This window comes from Mycobacterium sp. (assembly GCF_035314905.1).
Taxonomy (GTDB): Bacteria; Actinomycetota; Actinomycetes; order Mycobacteriales; family Mycobacteriaceae; genus Mycobacterium.
Genome location: NZ_DATFYW010000047.1, coordinates 1 through 17,908, shown reverse-complemented (window position 1 = coordinate 17,908; position 17,908 = coordinate 1). Strand labels below are relative to the sequence as shown.

Here is a 17,908-nt window from a genome sequence, read left to right as displayed (position 1 = left end):
AGTCGTCGCTGTTAGTGATGGCCGTCATCATCGCCGTCGCGGCCGTGGTGGTCGGTCTGTGGTCACCGGGGCGTGACGGCACCCGCCTGCACCCGGTGCGGTGGCCCTCGAAACGGAAGCCATCGACGAAGCGGAGGACGGCTACGACCCAATCGAGTTCAGCGAGACAGCAGCGCCTTCGCAACCGATCATGGCTAGCGGAGTCCCCTCAGTCGAAGGGCACACCGGGTTGAGCACCCCGGCCAGGTGAACGCTGTCTTGATCCGCCGCATCAGCGCGATCTTGGCGGGATCCTCCAACTCGAGCAAGTAACGTTTCCTTTCGTGCCGATCACGAGAGTTCCGCTCATAAATCGCGATCAGGGCTAGGTAGCCCGTCGGTGCTGTTCGCGCCTGGGACCTGCAAGCCGTGGTCCTGCTGTCGCCAGCTTCGGACGCATGGGTGCCCTCGAGGCTCTTGTCTTGGAGTTACTCAGGAGTAACACTGACGGGTAACCGCGCGTCGGGCGCCGTCGCGCGATCTGCGCAACCAGGTCAGAAGGAGAACCGTCATGGCGCACGACACCACCCGCGAGGCCGAGCTTGAGGCCCGCAAGATCGCCGAGTCCGGTCGCCAGACCGAGTGGAGCCTCCCTTCGTTCGGCAAGGAGCTGTACCTCGGTCGGCTCCGCCTGGACCTGATCTCGCCCTTCCCCGAGGAGCCAGCAGAGGTCCGGGCCGAGGGCGACGCCTTCGTTGAGAGGGTCCGCACCTTGTGCGACACCGAGTGGCGTGAAGTCGGCTTCGAGATCGAGCGGACCTCATTCATCCCTGACCGCGTGCTCAAGGGGCTCGCCGACCTCGGGGCATTCGGGATGAAGATCCCCAAGGAGTATGGCGGCCTCGGTCTGTCCCAATACACCTACAATCGCGCCCTCATGCTGTTCACGCAGGTGCATGGCTCTCTCGCCGCGCTGCTGTCGGCCCACCAGTCGATCGGGGTCCCGGAGCCGGTGAAGCACTACGGCACCGAGGAGCAGAAGAAGAGGTACCTCCCGCGCTGCGCCAGGGGCGCCATCACAGCCTTCCTGCTCACTGAGCCCGGGTTCGGCTCCGACGCCGCCCGGATGAAGAGCACCGCGGTGCCGACCGCGGACGGGACCGGCTACATCCTGAACGGCCTGAAGCTGTGGACGACCAACGGAGTCATCGCCGATCTCGTGGTCGTCATGGCCCGGGTGCCGGCGAGCGAGGGGCACAAGGGCGGCATCTCCGCCTTCGTCGTCGAAATGGACTCGCCCGGCATCACCGTAGAGAACCGCAACGCGTTCATGGGGCTGCGTGGCATCGAGAACGGCGTGACCCGGTTCTTCGATGTCGTGGTCCCGAAGGAGAACCTCCTCGGGAAGGAGGGAGACGGCCTTCGGATCTCGCTCAGCACCCTCAACACCGGGCGCCTCGCGCTCCCCGCGATATCCACGGCTGGTGCGAAGTGGTCCACCAAGATCGCGCGGGAGTGGGCGGCCGAGCGCACGTCTTTCGGGCGCCAGATCGGCAAGCACGGCGCCGTGGCCGAGAAGTTGGCCTTCATGGCCTCCACGGCGTTCGCGCTCGACGCCCTGCAGGAGATCACCGCAATCATGGCCGACCAGGGTCGCAACGACATCCGCATCGAATCGGCGATCGCCAAGCTTTACGCCACCGAGATGGCCTACCAGGTCGCCGACGAGCTCGTCCAGGTGCGCGGGGGTCGCGGCTACGAAACCGCCTCGTCGCTGCGGGCGCGCGGCGAGCGCGCCGTCCCCGCCGAGCAGCAGCTGCGCGACACCCGCATCAACCGGATCTTCGAGGGTTCCACGGAGATCATGCGTCTGCTGCTGGCCCGCGAGGCTACCGATGCTCACCTGCAGGCCGCCGGCGACATCATCGACCCCGAGGTGGAGCTCAAGGACAAGGCCAAGGCGGGGCTGCAGGCCGCGGGCTTCTACGCGAAGTGGCTGCCCCGGCTCGCCGTGGGCAAGGGCCTCGTCCCCACCAGCTACTCCGAGTTCGGCGACCTCGCCACCCACCTGCGCTACGTGGACCGGAGCGCCCGCAAGCTGGCCCGCTCCACGTTCTATGGGATGTCACGGTGGCAGGCGAAGCTGGAGTACGAGCAGGTGTTCCTCGGACGGATCGTGGACATCGGTGCAGAGCTCTTCGCCATGTCGGCCGCGATCGTGAAGGCCGAGCAGATCCGCATGCAGCAGGGAGACACGCGTGGCGCCGAGGCCCACGAGCTCGCCGACTACTTCTGCGGGCAGGCACGTGTCCGGGTCGACGCGCTGTTCCACGCTCTGTGGGACAACACGGACGCCGCCGACAGGAAGCTCTCGGCAGCACTGGTCGACGGCAAGTACGCCTGGCTGGACGACGGGATCATGGACCTCACGGAGGGCACCGGCCCGTGGACAGCCGACGAGTCGGTCCGTCCCTCGGACGTCGAGACCGTGCGCCGGCGTGTGCTGGAGGGGTGATCGGGTCGTGGTGGACGAAGACGACACCACGTGATCTTCGGTGTGACTCGATGCGCTGAGCGCGATAGGCCCCGCCCCCGACTTTGCAGAAGTTTGTGACACGCTCGTGACACCGAGCCGCCAGTCGAACCCTTGCGGCGTGCAGTCAAGAGAGTTTGCGCAGGTAGGGACAGGCGTGGTGTCGAGCCCCCTGTCAGGATTGAACTGACGACCGCTCGCTTACAAGGCGAGTGCTCTACCACTGAGCTAAGGAGGCGGGGCCTTCAGCGTATCGGGTCAGCGCTCGTCGTCGTCCGACACCTCGGCGGCGATGACCCGCTCCGATGCGACGATCCGTGGGGGCGAATTGCGGGGTCGGCGCGACCGCGGCCGCAGCGGGATCCGGTCGGCGATGCTGCTCAGCGGGTTGACCACCACGCTGAGCGTGTCCACCGCGTCGCGCAGCATGTCGATGGTCGGGCCCAGCGCCTCCAACCCGGGCGCGAGCCGGTTGAGTGTGTCGGCCACCAGCTCCAACTGGTCCAGCGGACCGTTGCGGGCGGTCACCTTCTCCAACAGCCCACCCTCGGCCAGTATCCGGTCGGCCAGGCCGTCCTCGGCGAGGAGCCGCTCGATCAGCCCGTCCTCGTCGAGCAACTGGTCGAACAGACCGCCCGGTGCCAGTGCCCGCTCGAGCGCTCCGCCGTCGGCCGTCAAGCGGTCCAGCGGGCCGCCCGGCGCGGTCAACCTGTCGACGAGCCCGCCCGGCCGCATCAGCCGGTCGATCGGGCCGTCCGGCGCGAGCGCCCTGCCGAGCGGGGCGTCGTCGTCGATCATGCGCGCGATCCGGTTCGCCCTCTCGATTGTGGAGTCCAGGCCGAACAGATGCGCCACGGCACTCGGAGACGTTTGCTTAGCGGCGTCATTTAACGTCTTGCGGGCGATGCCGAGCGCGCCGGTCGCGACGTCCAGTCCAGCGTCTGCGACCGCCAACCCCACCTTCGCCGGCATCGTTGCGAGCTCGACGAGGCTTTTGCCGAGGTTCATGCATGTCAGTGTATTCACCGACCTCTCGGTGTTAACCTAGTCCACCGGTATACAACTCACAGATATCTCACAGGCATCGTGCAGTATGACCCCAAGCCGGAGGGTGAACATTGGCCCGCATGGCAGCACCGTTACCAGAATCACGACCGGAAGCCCGCGTGTTGGTGGTCGACGACGAGACCAACATCGTGGAGTTGCTCTCCGTCAGCTTGAAATTTCAGGGCTTCGAGGTCTACACCGCCTCGAACGGACCCGCGGCGCTGGACAAGGCCCGCGAGGTGCGGCCCGATGCAGTGATCCTCGACGTGATGATGCCGGGCATGGACGGGTTCGGCGTGCTGCGGCGGCTTCGTGCCGACGGCATTGACGCGCCGGCGTTGTTCTTGACGGCCCGGGACTCGTTGCAGGACAAGATCGCCGGCCTGACGCTTGGCGGCGACGACTATGTCACCAAGCCCTTCAGCCTCGAGGAGGTCGTGGCCCGGCTGCGGGTCATCCTCCGACGCTCCGGCAAGGGTGTCGACCAGCCGCGCAACGCCCGGTTGACGTTCGCCGACATCGAGCTCGACGAGGACACCCACGAGGTCTGGAAGGCCGGCGAACCCGTCTCGCTGTCGCCGACCGAGTTCACCCTGTTGCGCTACTTCGTGATCAACGCGGGCACCGTGCTGAGCAAGCCGAAGATCCTCGACCACGTGTGGCGCTACGACTTCGGTGGCGATGTCAACGTCGTCGAGTCCTACGTGTCGTATTTGCGGCGCAAGATCGACACCGGCGAGAAGCGCCTTCTCCACACTCTTCGCGGCGTCGGTTACGTCCTCCGCGAGCCGCGATGAGCGCATCCGCCGAGCCGCGATGACCGCGTCCGCGAGCCGCGATGAGCGCATCCGCCGAGCCGCGATGAGCGCGTGCGCGACGAGCGCACCACGCCGTAGTTAGAAAGGGCGAACAATAAGGGGCATGCCGAGACTCCGCGCACGCGGCGTACCCCTCCGGGTGAGCCTTGTGGCTGCCATGCTGGTGCTGGTGGGCTTTGGCCTGCTCGCATCCGGCGTCGCGGTGACGTCGATCCTGCGGCACAGCCTGATCAGCCGTGTCGATCAGACCCTGCTCGACGCGTCCCGCGGCTGGGCGCAGGCTCCCCGCCGGATGCCGCCACCCCCGATCGAGGGCCCGAACCCGGGCCGGCCGCCGTCGAACTTCTACGTCCGCGGCATCGGGCCCGACGGGCGCATCTGGATGGCCGTCAACGACCGCGACGCCGAACCCGCGCTGCCGGCCAACAACGACGTCGGACCCGTCCCGGTCACGGTCGGCTCCGAGGACGGCTCCAACGTGCAGTGGCGCGCGGTGTCGGTGCGCGGCAGCCGCGGCGAGTTCATCACGGTCGCCATCGACCTTTCCGACGTTCAGTCGACCGTTCGCGCACTGACGTGGTCGCAGGTCGGCATCGGCCTGGCCGTGTTGTTGGTGCTCGGCGTCGCCGGATATTGGGTGGTGCACCGCAGCCTGCGGTCCTTGGTCGAAGTCGAGCAGACGGCCGCCGCGATCGCGGAGGGCCAGCTGGACCGCCGCGTGCCGCAGCGTGATCCCCGCACCGAGGTCGGGCGGTTGTCCCGGGCCCTCAACGGCATGCTGTCCCAGATCCAGCGTGCGCTTGCCGCGTCCGAGCAGTCCGCCGATCAGGCCCGGATGTCCGAGGAGCGGATGCGCCGGTTCATCACCGACGCCAGCCACGAGCTGCGCACGCCGCTGACCACGATCCGTGGCTTCGCGGAGCTCTACCGGCAGGGCGCCGCCCGAGACATCGAGATGTTGATGTCGCGCATCGAGTCGGAGTCCCGGCGGATGGGGGTGCTCGTCGAGGACCTGTTGCTGCTGGCCCGGCTCGACGCTCAGCGGCCCCTCGACCAGCATCGCGTCGACCTGCTGGCGCTGGCCACCGACGCGGTCCACGACGCTCAGTCGATCGCGCCGAACCGCCGCATCGCGATTGAGGTCTTGGACGGACCGGGGACCCCCGAGGTGATCGGCGACGAGGCACGCCTGCGCCAGGTGCTCAGCAACCTGGTTTCCAACGCGCTTCAGCACACCCCGGAAAACGCCCGCGTCACGGTCCGGGTGGGCACCGAGGACGACGACGCGATCCTGGAGGTCATCGACCAGGGCCCCGGTATGAGCACGGCAGACGCGCAACGGGTCTTCGAGCGGTTCTACCGGGCCGACACGTCCCGCGCCCGTGCCAGCGGCGGCACCGGCCTGGGCCTTTCCATCGTCGACTCCCTGGTGCGCGCGCACGGCGGGACGGTGAGCGTCAAGACCGCCCCCGGCGAGGGCTGCCGATTCCGCGTCAACCTGCCGCGCATCGCCGACGTGCCGGCGCTCACGCTACCCGAGCCAGTGCATCCCTGATCTTGGCCTGGGCCTCGTCCAACGACTCCGGTGAGGGGTTCTGATCGACGTTGGCGAAGCCGAAGTCGCTGAGATTGCGCGCGGGGAACACGTGCACGTGCAGGTGCGGGACCTCCAGCCCGGCGATGATCAGCCCGGCCCGCTCGGTGTCGAATGCCAGGCACACCGCTTTGCCGATCAGCTGCGCGACCTCCATGATCCGGCTCAAGGTCTTACCGTCGACGTCCTGCCATTGATCGATCTCGGCGCGGGGCACCACCAGTGTGTGGCCCTGCGTCATCGGCTGAATCGTCAGGAACGCGACGATCTCCTCGTCTTCGTACACGAAACGGCCCGGCAGTTCGCCGTTGATGATCCTGGTGAACACTGACGCCATGGGCACGAGCATGCGGGCAGCCCGCTTCGAGCGTCAAGCGGCGAGCCACCCGACTTTGCTCACAGCAAGCTCCCAGGCACGGCGCAGTGCGATAGCAGCTTGTCCCGACACCGTGGACGCCATGGCCGATGCGGTTGCGGGGGTGGACAACGGCGTGGTTTCCAAGTCCGAAACCGAAACAGGAACGCGCAAAGCCGAATACGTCCTCGACGTCGTGATCCCGGTCTACAACGAGGAAGACGATCTGCCGAGTTCCGTGCGGCGGCTGCACAAGTTTCTGAGCACCGAGGTGCCGTATCGCTCGCGCATCACGATCGCGGACAACGCCAGCACCGACCGCACCTTGGCGGTGGCACACGAACTCGCCGACGAACTCTCCGATGTGGGCGTGATCCACCTCGACGCGAAGGGCCGCGGCGGCGCCCTGCACGCGGCCTGGTTGAGCAGCACCGCCGCGGTCGTCGCCTACATGGATGTCGACCTGTCGACGGACCTGTCGGCATTGATGCCCCTTGTCGCTCCGCTGGTCTCAGGTCACTCAGACATCGCGATCGGGTCGCGGCTGGCGGCGTCGGCCAGGGTCATTCGCGGACCGAAACGCGAATTCGTTTCTCGCGGTTACAACTTGCTGCTCCGCGGCATGCTCGGTGCACGTTTCTCTGACGCGCAGTGCGGCTTCAAAGCCCTGCGCGCCGACGTCGCGCAGCGGCTCCTGCCGCTGGTCGCCGACACCGGCTGGTTCTTTGACACCGAGCTGTTGGTGGTCGCCGAACGGGCCGGCCTGCGCATCCACGAGGTGCCCGTCGACTGGGTCGACGACCCGGATTCGCGCGTCGACATCATCGGCACCGCGATCGGCGACCTGAAGGGCTGCTGGCGGGTCGGCCGCGCGCTGGCCACCGGCGCGCTGCCGCTGCGCGAGCTGCAGGCCAGCCTCGGCCGCGAACCGCTGGTTCCCGGCGTCCCCCACGGCATGGTGGGCCAGATGGTCCGATTCGGGATCGTCGGCGTCGCCAGCACGGTGGCCTACGCACTGCTCTATTGGGTGCTGCACCCGCTGATCGGTTCCCAGGCCGCCAACCTCACGGCGCTGCTGGTGACCGCGATCGGCAACACCGCGGCCAACCGGGCGTTCACGTTCCGCATCCGCGGCCGCGCCAACGTGGCCCGCCACCAGATGCACGGGCTGCTCGTGTTCGCGTTCTGTCTGGCCCTGACCAGCGGTTCACTGTTCCTGCTTCACCGCTTCGACCCGGGCGTCGACCGGGTGATCGAGCTGTCCGTCCTGGTCGTGGCGAATCTGGTCGCGACGTTGGTCCGGTTCATCGCCTTGCGCCACGTGTTTGGGGTACATAGCAGAATGGCGTGATGGCCGCTGTAGTTGCCGAAGCCCAGCAGGGGGCCGGATCGGCCGCGCCCGCGCGTGAACCCCGCCGCTGGGTCCCCCGGCTGGCACTGGCGGCCCTGCTGGCCGGGACCGCGGTTCTCTACCTGTGGAACCTCGCCGCGAGCGGATGGGCGAACGCGTTCTATTCGGCGGCCGTGCAGGCAGGCTCACAGTCGTGGAAAGCGTTCCTGTTCGGCTCGTCGGACTCCGTCAACTCGATCACCGTGGACAAGCCGCCCATGTCGCTGTGGCCGATGGAGCTGTCGGTACGCCTCTTCGGGCTGAACCCGTGGAGCATCCTCGTCCCGGAGGCGCTGATGGGTGTGGCCTCCGTGGCGCTGCTGTGGGACTGCGTGCGGCGCCGGTTCGGTGAGGCTGCGGGCCTGATTGCGGGTCTGGTGCTCGGGCTGACGCCTGTCGCGGTCGCGATCTTCCGCTACAACAATCCCGACGCGTTGCTGGTCTTGCTGATGATCGGCGCCGCCTGGGCGCTGCTGCGCGCGGTCGACGACGGACGTACACGTTGGCTGGTGCTGTGCGGCGCGCTCGTCGGCCTCGGCTACCTGACCAAACAGTTGCAGGTCGCACTGGTGATGCCCGCGCTCGCCGTCACCTATCTGGTGGCCGGCCCCCCGAAACTTGCCAACCGGCTCTGCCAACTGGCGGCGGCCTTGGCCGCGGCGGTGGTGGCCGCCGGCTGGTGGGTCGTGACAGTGCAGTTGTGGCCGGCGGCCGACCGGCCGTGGATCGGTGGCTCCCAGCACAACTCGATCCTCGAGTTGACGTTCGCATACAACGGCTTTGGCCGGCTGTCCGGTGATGAGCCGGGCAGTGTCGCCAGCTTCGGCCAGCTGGGCCGCGAAGGCGGCGGCGCGCAAGGCGGCGCGTTTTCGCGGCCCTGGGGACCACCGGGTCTGGGCCGGCTGTTCCAGCCGTTGCAGGTCGGCCAGGTCTCCTGGTTGCTGGGCGCTGCCCTGATCTTCTTCGTGGCGCTGCTGTTGTGGCGATGGCGCGCCCCCCGCACGGACCGGGAACGGGCTTCCGTGCTGCTGTGGGGACTCTGGCTGATCAGCACCGCGGCGGTCTTCAGCTTCATGGCCGGCATCTTCCACCCGTACTACACCGTCGCGCTGGCGCCCGCGATCGCGGCGTTCGTCGGCATCGGCGCCGTGGTGATGTGGCGGTTCCGCGACCGGCTGTGGGCGCAGGCGACGCTCGCCGCCGCCGCGGCGGTAATGGTGGCGACGACTTTTTTCGTGCTGCGCTACACCCCGCACTACTACCCGTGGCTGCGGTGGGTCGGCGTCGCCGGCGTCGCGGTGATCCTTGGTTGGCTGCTCGGCATTGGCGCAGACTGGGCGGAGCGGCGAGCGGTGAAGATCGCGGTGGTCGTCGCGGCGATCGCGCTGGGGCTCAGCGGGCCGTTTGCTTACGCGCTCACCACAATTCACCGCGGCAACTCCGGCGCCTTGCCATCCGGGGGGCCGCCGGCCACGTTCGTGGGTCACGGGGCGCCGTTCGGTCGGGGCATCGGGAGGGCCGATCCGGCGGCCGGGCCGGCGCCATGGCAGGCGGGCGGGCAAAACCGTGGCTGCAACCTGACGGACGCAGGCAAGCCCGAGCAGTCGGTGGTCGACAAGCTGAAGAACGGCGCCGGTTCCTACACCTGGGTGGCGGCCACGATCGGGTCGGTCTGCGCTTCCGGCTACCAGTTGGCCTCCGGTCACCCGGTCCTGCCTGTCGGCGGGTTCAACGGCTCGGACCCGTGGCCGCCGCTGGCCGGGTTCGAGCGCCTCGCCGTCTCCGGCAAGATCCACTACTTCATCGTCGACCCCGGCAACGACACCAAATCCGTGGGCGCCTCGGTGCAGCTGAACAACAGCGGCAGGATCCAGGCATGGGTCAAGCGCAACTTCGCGCCGATTCCGTCGGGCGGCGTGACGCTCTACGACCTGACGCGTTGATGGCTCAGAGTTGACGGCTCAGATGAGCCCCGTGGCATCGAACACCCACGACGGGCCACCCGGTGCACCGTGACGAAGCGCAGCAAAGCTCGTGCTGTATTTGCCTCGATAACGGCGTTTGATTGGCGGGGCCATCGGGTACCAACCTCCTACCAATAGGCCGGGTCAACTGGGTACCCCGCCTAGCTAACATTGCGAGGAGATCGATCCTGATGGTTACCATGGCGACTGCCGAGTTTCTCGCCCGTTCGACCACGCTGACCAGCGTCGGTTGGATTGGCTACATCATCATCGGGGCTATCGCCGGCTGGATTGCCGGCATGCTCATGAAAAGCCACTACGGCCTGCTGATGGACATCGTGGTGGGTATCGTGGGCGCCCTGGTCGGCGGATTCTTGCTGAGCTTCTTCTTCGATACCGCTAAGGGCGGTTGGTGGTTCACGCTGTTCACGGCGATCTTGGGAGCGGTCATTCTGCTCGGGCTGCTTCGTGTGGTGTCCCGGGGAGGCGCAACTCGGCGGTTATGAGCCGCCGGTAGGCGCGCGGTAACCCGTCAGATCAGCCCCGTGGCGTCGAACACCCACGACGTGTCGCCCCCGGCCAGGTTCTCTAACCAGGTCGGGGGCGCTTGGCTCACCATCGAGCCCATGTCCCAATAGTCCTTCCACAGCGTAACCTCGCCGTCGGCCACCCGGTGCACCGTGACGAACCGCAGCAAAGCCACCTCCCCGGAACGCCACGTCCACGTCTCGGAATGCTCGTAAAGGGGCGATGTGGATTTTGGGCGTTCGGAAAGCGCCTGGTCGGCAGGCCGTCAGATAACCCAAATACCTACTGCACCTGGTGTTTTGCTCTGTCTGGCATACGCTTGCGGTACGGGGTAGGTACGGGGCCGGTACGGCTACAAAACGCCCCTGGCCGCCGGGGTGACGCCGGGGTGCAGCGTGTGCGATGGTGGCGACCGGGGTTGGAGGCCCCAACCCCCAGCCGCCACCACTGCCTGGTCGCACGGGGAGCGGGAAGTAACTTCTAATCCCTAGGTCGCGGGTTCGTGCCGGGGCACCCTGTCTTGGCCTCACTGGGGCAGACCTATTGGGTGATGTGACTTCGTGACGGGTGCTTCACGGCCGCACGCGTAGATGCTGAACGCCATCGCCGGATCATCGCATTAGTGCGGTGCGCTGATCACCGGTGGCAATATTTGTTGGGTAATCGTCGGCAGCGGCGTCGGCGGGGCAGCCGGATCCGCGCAAACTCCGTTAGAGGGAACCCCACCCGAGTTAGTGCAGCAGACTGAGTCCGGTTGTCGGAGATTGTTTTTGCAGAATTCGTAATAGTCGCCATCGATTGCGCGCGCTGTCGCCGCGTACACGAGCGGGCCGACAGCGACTGCGAGCAAGGCGATGGACCCGGCGGCGCAAAGGCGCATGCGCGTCATCGGGCGCATCCGCATTTGGTGCTCAGGGCCGGTAATCATGGTGCAACGCCCTCGATCCGCGTACAACTTTTCTCGGTGGGGAGTCAGACCTGAACGATATCACTGAATGTGTCGACGGCTTCGCTGTAACGATTGGTGGTCATCGTCGCTTCGCCGATAAATCGGAAAGACACCGGCCCACCGCACCCGTCGACCTTGAGATCCCAGTTCCGCACCGAAACCGTCAGCGTGTCGTCCTTCCACTTGGACTTCACCCACGGGGGTGTTTTGCCTAACGGGTCGGGCTGTGCAGGGTAGGCCTTATTCTGCAGGTTCTTCCCGACGATGGTGCCGGGACTCAGCGCCTGGGTGTATTGCGGGTCTGGGCTATCGCCGACACTGGGGGTGATGCTGGGCGCCCCAGTGGGCGAGGCGGTCGCCGAAAGCCCGGCCGACGAGGTGTTGCTAATAGTCCCCTGCGCTGTGCCCACGGTGGCCTGGCAGCCCTCCTGCAACCACAGCGATATACTGCGCTGTGTCACGTTCGCCCCGTCCGGCGTTGAACTGTCGGGATCGAGGGCCTCGACCGTTATGGTGGCGGTTGCGCTGACGTAGGCCTCTCTGGTGAAGGCGGTCGCGGCCATGTTCGGCACGGAATTGATGTTCATGTCGTCAAGAGAGACGTGCAAACGCCAGAGGCGGTCGACCGATTCCTTGGAGTCCTCTGCTTTGACGAGATTCGTGGGATCGGCGACCGCCACTCCACCGCTCAATGTCAAACCCAGGACAGCCACAGCAACGACACCAGTCCGAAAGGACTTGAGCACAGCTAACCCCCTAGATTCTGGTTCATCCAATCGCTGGTGGCGACACCAGACACGCTGATCTCACGAGCTGATCTTTATCGATCGACCCACGGGCGTCGTTCGCGCCACGGGCCGACCCGAATTCGTTATCAATCTTTACCTTCAGCGATTTCTCAGCGTGATTGTGAGGATTGCCTCGCGGAACAGACGACGTACGCCCCCGGCCGGGGCGTGCGTTCTCGCGGCCACTGCGAGTCGTTGTTCGCTCTAGCCGGCGGTGACGACGCTAGGAAGCGAAGTGGTTGGTAGTTATCGAGCCGCCCTGTGACGATGCGTTGGTACGCGCCCGCCGCCGCCCTGGTCTCGTCCGCACAGCCACGGAGTTTTTTCCTCACCGCGCTGCGGGTGTCCCGGAAGCACCCATTGTCAACCTGCTCCCCGCGTTGTTCCCCCGCGTGCGCCGAAGCGATAGCCGTAGCGTCGCGTCCGGCCGGAGCTGTATGTCGCTACCACGGCGGCTCGACCGCTCACATCAAGCGCAAGGCTAAGGAACGCCTCGACCGCGACCAAGACCTTGCGACCATGCGGGCCATAGTGCGCCGGACACTTGGTGACCTCGCCATACCAGCGGGCAAGGCGCGCAACGCCTTTGCCGCCAGACCAGAGGCGTTACCGCCACCGGCACAACGTGTTTGCGAGGTAAACATTGACGCCGGCCAGGGCAAGCCAACGCCAGAACCACCACAAATCACCCGCGAGGAGCACCGTGCCCGCCAAAGCCTGCCCACCAACGAACCGCCCGCCCTATCGACGCCAGACATCGAAGTCGTGGACGCCGAAGTCGTGCCCGAACAGGAGCCGCCCGTCTCCCCGCCTAGCGCCGTCGCAGGCGCTGCCGGGCGCCCCGACCAGGCCCGACGCACCAGGCGACGAATCGGCAGCGCCTACCGCGCCGGTAACGCCCGCGCCGCGGATGTTGACCTATGAAGAAGCCGCCGCCGTCATGCGCAGCCTCGCGGGTGCAAACGGGCCCAGCCGACAAGGATGCCGACCCCGCGACCGCCGATGCTAACCGGCTCGCCCGCGTCCGGCGCCCGCGCCGGGTACGGCCCCGCCGACGGGCGGCGAACCGCTAGTTACCGCCGTACTGAGGCCTCATTCGCCCGTAGGCGTGTGCGAAGCGTTCGACGGGTAACGCGGGGGCCCCCGCCAAGGGTCCGCACACGCTAGCGGCCGAATGAGGGGTGTTTGCCAAGGAACCTATCATCCCAGCGCAACGCGACGCCGACAGGCGCGCGCCAGCCGCTTCAGATCAGACCCGTCGCGTCAAACACCCACGACGTGTCAGCCGTCGAAAGATCCTCTAACCAGGTAGAAGGTGCCAAACTCGTGAGGCCGGCCATGTCCCAGTAATCCTTCCAGATAGCGATCTTCCCATCGACTACCTTGTGGACGGTTACAAACCGCAGTAAACATTCCTCGCCCGTCTTCCACGTCCACGTCTCGGAATGCTCGTACATCACGTCGGCGCCGTTGGTGAGCAGCCGCCCGTCGTGGTTGACGTAGTCGGCCAGCGGCTCCAGGCCCACTTTGAGCCGCTTGACGATGTCTTCGGGGCCGCGGGCGGCCAGGGTCGGGCCGACCGGCATGTCGACATAGATGCAGTCGTCGGACAGAAAGGTCTTGACCGCGTCCCAGTCGCGCCGCGACAACGACTGCCAGAGACCGCGAACGGTCTGCTCCACGTCCACTAGACCACCACCGCGGCGGCCGCCGCCGGACTCGCCGCCTTCGCGCGCAGGAAGCTCCCGGTGCGCCGCTTGCCGAGCACGTCGGTGGGTTGTCCGTTCAGGAACACGGCCTGCCCGCCGACGAAGACGGCGCTCACGGTGTCGTCGTTGCGGTTGACCATGCGCGGCAATCCGGCGTACTGCTCGACGTTGTCCTCGGCGTAGCCGTCCAGCGACTTGTCGAGGCGGGCCGGATCGACGATGACCAGGTCGGCGCGGTCACCCATCCGCAGGTGACCGGCGTCGAGGTGATACCAGTCGGCGAGCTCGCCGGTGAGCCGGTGCACGGCCTGCTCGATCGACAGGAACGGCTTGCCCGCCGTCTCGGCGTCGCGGACGTGGCGCAGCAGCCTCAGGCCGAAGTTGTAGAACGCCATGTTGCGCAGGTGCGCACCCGCGTCGGAGAAGCCCATCTGGACGCCCGGCTCACGGGCCAGTTTCTTGAGGACTTCGGGCCGGTGGTTGGAGATCGTGGTGCGCCAGCGCAGGGCCGTGCCGTGCTCGAGCACCAGGTCGAGGAACGCGTCGACGGGGTGAAGTCCGCCGCGGTCGATACCGACCTGCCCGAACGACTTTCCGATCACCGACCTGTCGGGGCAGTCGACGATGTCGGCGTCGAAGAAATCGCGATGCCAGACCCGTGGGCCGTATTTGCTCGCGTAATCCTTGCGGAACCGGCGGCGGTAATCCTCGTCGCGCAGCAGTTCGTCGCGCTCCATCGACTCTTTCAGGTGCAGCGCCTCGGCGCCCGATCCGAACTCTTCGAAGATCACCAGATCGATGCCGTCGGCGTACACCTCGAACGGCACCGGCAGGTGCTGCCAGCGGAAGTTGCCGCCGAGCTTGTTGATCAACCGGGCCGCCGGACCCATCGCCCAGATCACGAACGGATTGGCCTTGACATCGGCGGCGGACAGCAGGCTCGTCTTCAGCGGCTTGCGGAAGATACCCAGCGACTGGACTACCTGCGAGCCGAGGTTCAGCGGGTTCTTGATGTCCGGGCCGGATTGCAGAATGCGGTTGGTGCGCCGCAGCATTGACTTCAGCCGGCGCAGTTCCCGCGGTTTCGCGAACGTCGACGGCAGCGTGCGGGACCGACAGGTGTCACCGTCGAGCTTGTCGAAAAGTAGCTGCTGTGAGGACATTCCGACGAAACCGGCTCCCAGCGCCTCGGCCAGCATGTGCTCCATCCGGGACTGCTCGGCCCTCGTCGGCCGCACCTCTTTACGGGTGGCGCGGTCGAGGCCCATCGTGGCGGCGCGCATGTCGGAATGGCCGATGAAGGCCGCGAGGTTGGGTCCCAGCGGCAGCGACTCGAGCGCGCCGATGTACTCCTCGCAGGTGCTCCACGCCTTGTGCCCGTCGACTGCGCTGATGACTTGCTCGCGCGGGATCGCCTCGACCCGGCCGAACAGGTCCCCGGCGTCCACCCCGCCGACATGGACGGTCGACAGCGAACACGAACCCAGCATCACGGTGGTCACGCCGTGGCGCAGCGACTCCGGCAGCGCCGGCCCGTCGAGCACCTCGACGTCGTAGTGGGTGTGGATGTCGATCATCCCGGGCAGCACCCACTTCCCGTCGGCGTCGATCACCTGCGGGCAGTCGGTTTCGTCGAGTGGCTGGGGTGCGATCGCGGCGACGTGGCCGTCGCGGATGCCGATGTTGCGGATGGCCGACGGGGCGCCGGTGCCGTCGAACCAGCGGCCGTTCCGTATGACGGTGTCGAAGCTCACAGCGTCATACAACCTCCCGATTCGACATGTGTCAAGAATTTTTGACTCATGTCGACGATTATTGACAGACGTCAAAAACGTAGCTAACCTGCGGCTTGACACCGCCAACGATGCGGAGATGAAGAAACGGGGAGTGATGAGGCCGCCCACCGATCGCCGGCAGCCGCTGCGCAGCGATCAGACACGCATCGCGATCCTGGAGTCGCTGGACCACCACCTGCAGGAGTCCAGCCTGGAGTCGATCAACATCGCCGACATTTCGCGACGGGCCGGCGTCAGCCGGTCGGCGTTCTATTTCTACTTCGAGAACAAGGCGGCGGCGGTGGCTGCCCTGATGGAGCGGGTGTACGACGAGGCGTTCGTCGCGACCGATGTCCTGACCAACTCCGCCGACCCACCGACGCGCCGGATCCGTGCGGCGTCCGAAGCCATGTTCGAGACGTGGGATCGCCACCGGTATCTCTTCTCGGCCATGCTGGAGGCCCGCGCGAGCAGCGGCGCGGTCCGCGAGATGTGGGACAGCGACCGGGAGTCGTTCGTGCCCCGGGTCGCGGCGATGATCGACGCCGAACGCGAGGCGGGCCGCGCGCCCGACGGACCCGCCGCGGAAGTCCTCGCGACACTGCTGCTCGAATTCAACGACCGGGTGCTCGAGCGGCTGACCCTCGGCGGCACGCTGACACGCCAGCAGCTGATCGAGGGTTGGGTGGCGATCTGGCTGCGCACCATTTACGGCACGACGCCCGACGCCGTGCGCTAGGACACCATGCCCGAGACGGTTCAGCAGCTGTTGCGCGAACGCATGACCGACGACACCGTCGGCGTGAAATACGGTGACTGGCAGTGCAGTTGGCGCCAGCACCTGGGTGAGGCCGCCAAGCAGGCCGCGGCGCTCCTTTCGGTTGCCGACACGGCGCGGCCTGTCCACGTCGGCACGCTCTTGGGCAACACCCCCGACATGCTGACTCAGATGGCTGCCGCGGGGCTCGGCGGCTACGTGCTGTGTGGCATCAACACCACACGCCGCGGCGACGCACTGCTGGCGGATGTCCGTCGTGCGGACTGCCAGATCCTGGTGACCGATTCCGAGCACCGGCCGCTTCTCGACGGCCTGGACCTGACCGGCGTCCGCGTAATCGACACGTCGACCGACCAATGGCGCGACGTGGTGGACACCGCGGCAGAGTTGACGCCGCACCGCGAGGTCGGCCCGATGGACACCTACATGATGATCTTCACGTCGGGCACGGGCGGCGACCCTAAGGCCGTGCAGGTGTCGCACTTCATGGTGTTGATGTCGGGTCGGGCTCTTGTGGAACGCTTTTCGCTCACCGCAGCCGACACCTGCTACGTTTCGATGCCGCTGTTCCACTCCAACGCGGTCGTCGCCGGCTGGGCGGTGGCGCTGGTGTCCGGTGCGGCGATGGCCCCGGCGAAGTTTTCGGCGTCCGGATTCCTGCGTGACGTTCGCCGCTACGGCGCGACGTACATGAACTACGTCGGCAAGCCGCTGGCCTACATTCTTGCCACGCCGGAGAACCCCGACGACGCCGACAACCCGCTGCGAGTGGCCTTCGGCAACGAGGCAAGCGACCGCGACATCGACGGGTTCCGGCGGCGATTCGACGTCGAGGTGTGGGACGGCTTCGGCTCGACGGAAAATGCGGTGATCATCACCCGCGAGCCCGGCACACCAAAAGGCTCCATTGGCAAGGGTTTCCAGGGCGTCGCGATCTACAACAGTGACACCCTGCGGGAGTGCGCGGTGGCCCGGTTCGACAAAGACGGCGCGCTGATCAATCCCGACGAAGCCGTCGGTGAACTCGTCAACACCACAGGCACCGGGTTCTTCAGCGGTTACTACAACGATGACGCCGCCACCGAGGAACGCACCCGGCACGGCATGTACTGGTCGGGGGACCTGGCCTACCGCGACGCCGATGGCTGGATCTATCTGGCCGGGCGCACGGCGGACTGGATGCGCGTGGACGGGGAGAACATCGCGGCAGCTCCGGTGGAGCGGATTTTGTTGCGGCTGCCCGCAATCAATCGGGTCGCCGTCTACGCGGTTCCCGACGACAAGGTCGGCGACCAGATCATGGCCGCGATCGTGCTGGAGGCCGGCGAGACGCTCACACCCGGCGTGCTCGAGGAGTTCCTCGCGGCCCAGCCGGACCTGTCGCCCAAGGCGTGGCCCCGCTATGTCCGCATCGCCGCCGACCTGCCCAGCACGGCCACCCACAAGGTGCTGAAACGCACGCTGATCGCCCAGGGCCCGACCGCCGGCGACGGGCAGTTGTGGGTCCGCGAGCAACGCGGCACTGCGTTTGTGGACAAATCCTGATCTGTGGATAGTGCTGCGGCGCAGCGGGTTTGGCGCCTGGCTGTGTCAGTGCTCCGCCACCTGATTGCGACATGCGTTCGAATGGTGATCGGGACACGGTCATCGCGGTGCTGGACCGCTATGAGGCGGCGGCCAGCGCGGCGGCCGAGTTGGGGT

13 protein-coding genes, 1 tRNA gene and 1 pseudogene are annotated in these 17,908 nt (G+C 66.8%); 8 read left to right on the top strand and 7 right to left on the bottom strand.

Annotation, left to right across the window (positions count from 1 at the left end):
• Window positions 1-550: 550 nt before the first annotated feature.
• The gene (locus VKG81_RS03845) at window positions 551-2,494 is read left to right on the top strand and encodes an acyl-CoA dehydrogenase family protein (protein WP_324389873.1); all 1,944 of its coding nucleotides are present in this window, start codon (window positions 551-553) and stop codon (window positions 2,492-2,494) included.
• A 184-nt stretch (window positions 2,495-2,678) separates the two neighbouring features.
• Here VKG81_RS03845 and VKG81_RS03840 read toward each other — a convergent pair.
• Window positions 2,679-2,750, bottom strand: a tRNA-Thr gene (locus VKG81_RS03840).
• Window positions 2,751-2,770: 20 nt separating this feature from the next.
• Window positions 2,771-3,520: a hypothetical protein gene (locus VKG81_RS03835; RefSeq protein WP_324389871.1), complete on the bottom strand. Its 750-nt coding sequence runs from the start codon at window positions 3,518-3,520 to the stop codon at window positions 2,771-2,773.
• Window positions 3,521-3,639: 119 nt separating this feature from the next.
• Between VKG81_RS03835 and VKG81_RS03830 the strand changes: the two genes are divergently transcribed.
• Together VKG81_RS03830 and VKG81_RS03825 are read left to right on the top strand one after the other, a co-directional pair.
• Complete coding sequence (locus VKG81_RS03830; protein WP_324389869.1) at window positions 3,640-4,356, top strand: response regulator transcription factor; 717 nt, start codon at window positions 3,640-3,642, stop codon at window positions 4,354-4,356.
• 124 nt (window positions 4,357-4,480) lie between these two features.
• Window positions 4,481-5,932 carry a HAMP domain-containing sensor histidine kinase gene (locus VKG81_RS03825; RefSeq protein ID WP_324389867.1) on the top strand — a complete coding sequence of 484 codons (1,452 nt, stop codon included), beginning with the start codon at window positions 4,481-4,483 and terminating at the stop codon, window positions 5,930-5,932.
• Here VKG81_RS03825 and VKG81_RS03820 read toward each other — a convergent pair.
• Window positions 5,904-6,308, bottom strand: coding sequence for an HIT family protein (locus VKG81_RS03820; RefSeq protein WP_324389865.1), 405 nt, complete (start codon window positions 6,306-6,308; stop codon window positions 5,904-5,906). The two genes, VKG81_RS03825 and VKG81_RS03820, sit on opposite strands and share 29 nt — an antisense overlap.
• 121 nt (window positions 6,309-6,429) lie before the next feature.
• Here VKG81_RS03820 and VKG81_RS03815 point away from each other — a divergent pair, with 121 nt between their 5' ends.
• The 3 genes from VKG81_RS03815 to VKG81_RS03805 all read left to right on the top strand — a co-directional run bounded on the left by VKG81_RS03815 (window position 6,430) and on the right by VKG81_RS03805 (window position 10,186).
• Window positions 6,430-7,677, top strand: a complete 1,248-nt coding sequence (locus VKG81_RS03815) for a bifunctional glycosyltransferase family 2/GtrA family protein (protein WP_324389863.1) — start codon at window positions 6,430-6,432, stop codon at window positions 7,675-7,677.
• Window positions 7,677-9,659, top strand: a complete 1,983-nt coding sequence (locus VKG81_RS03810) for a glycosyltransferase family 39 protein (RefSeq protein WP_324389861.1) — start codon at window positions 7,677-7,679, stop codon at window positions 9,657-9,659. Before VKG81_RS03815 ends, VKG81_RS03810 begins: the two co-directional genes overlap by 1 nt.
• 212 nt (window positions 9,660-9,871) lie before the next feature.
• A complete protein-coding gene (locus tag VKG81_RS03805; protein WP_324389859.1) occupies window positions 9,872-10,186 on the top strand; it encodes a GlsB/YeaQ/YmgE family stress response membrane protein in 315 nt (104 codons plus the stop codon).
• 26 nt (window positions 10,187-10,212) lie between these two features.
• Here the strand turns inward: VKG81_RS03805 and VKG81_RS03800 are convergent.
• The 4 genes and pseudogenes from VKG81_RS03800 to VKG81_RS03785 all read right to left on the bottom strand — a co-directional run.
• Window positions 10,213-10,425, bottom strand: a pseudogene (locus VKG81_RS03800) (nuclear transport factor 2 family protein); the annotation flags it as partial.
• A 755-nt stretch (window positions 10,426-11,180) separates the two neighbouring features.
• Entirely contained in the window at window positions 11,181-11,837 is a 657-nt protein-coding gene (locus tag VKG81_RS03795; protein ID WP_324389857.1) for an MspA family porin, read from the bottom strand.
• A 1,352-nt stretch (window positions 11,838-13,189) separates the two neighbouring features.
• Window positions 13,190-13,633 (bottom strand): nuclear transport factor 2 family protein, encoded by a 444-nt coding sequence (locus VKG81_RS03790; protein WP_324389855.1) that lies wholly within the window; start codon window positions 13,631-13,633, stop codon window positions 13,190-13,192.
• Window positions 13,633-15,408, bottom strand: a complete 1,776-nt coding sequence (locus VKG81_RS03785) for an N-acyl-D-amino-acid deacylase family protein (protein ID WP_324389853.1) — start codon at window positions 15,406-15,408, stop codon at window positions 13,633-13,635. Before VKG81_RS03785 ends, VKG81_RS03790 begins: the two co-directional genes overlap by 1 nt.
• 136 nt (window positions 15,409-15,544) lie before the next feature.
• Here VKG81_RS03785 and VKG81_RS03780 point away from each other — a divergent pair, with 136 nt between their 5' ends.
• Window positions 15,545-16,168 carry a TetR/AcrR family transcriptional regulator gene (locus VKG81_RS03780; protein ID WP_324389875.1) on the top strand — a complete coding sequence of 208 codons (624 nt, stop codon included), beginning with the start codon at window positions 15,545-15,547 and terminating at the stop codon, window positions 16,166-16,168.
• A 6-nt stretch (window positions 16,169-16,174) separates the two neighbouring features.
• On the top strand, window positions 16,175-17,752 hold the full coding sequence (gene fadD1 / locus VKG81_RS03775; protein ID WP_324389851.1) for a fatty-acid--CoA ligase FadD1: 1,578 nt from the start codon (window positions 16,175-16,177) through the stop codon (window positions 17,750-17,752).
• The last annotated feature ends 156 nt before the right edge of the window (window positions 17,753-17,908 follow it).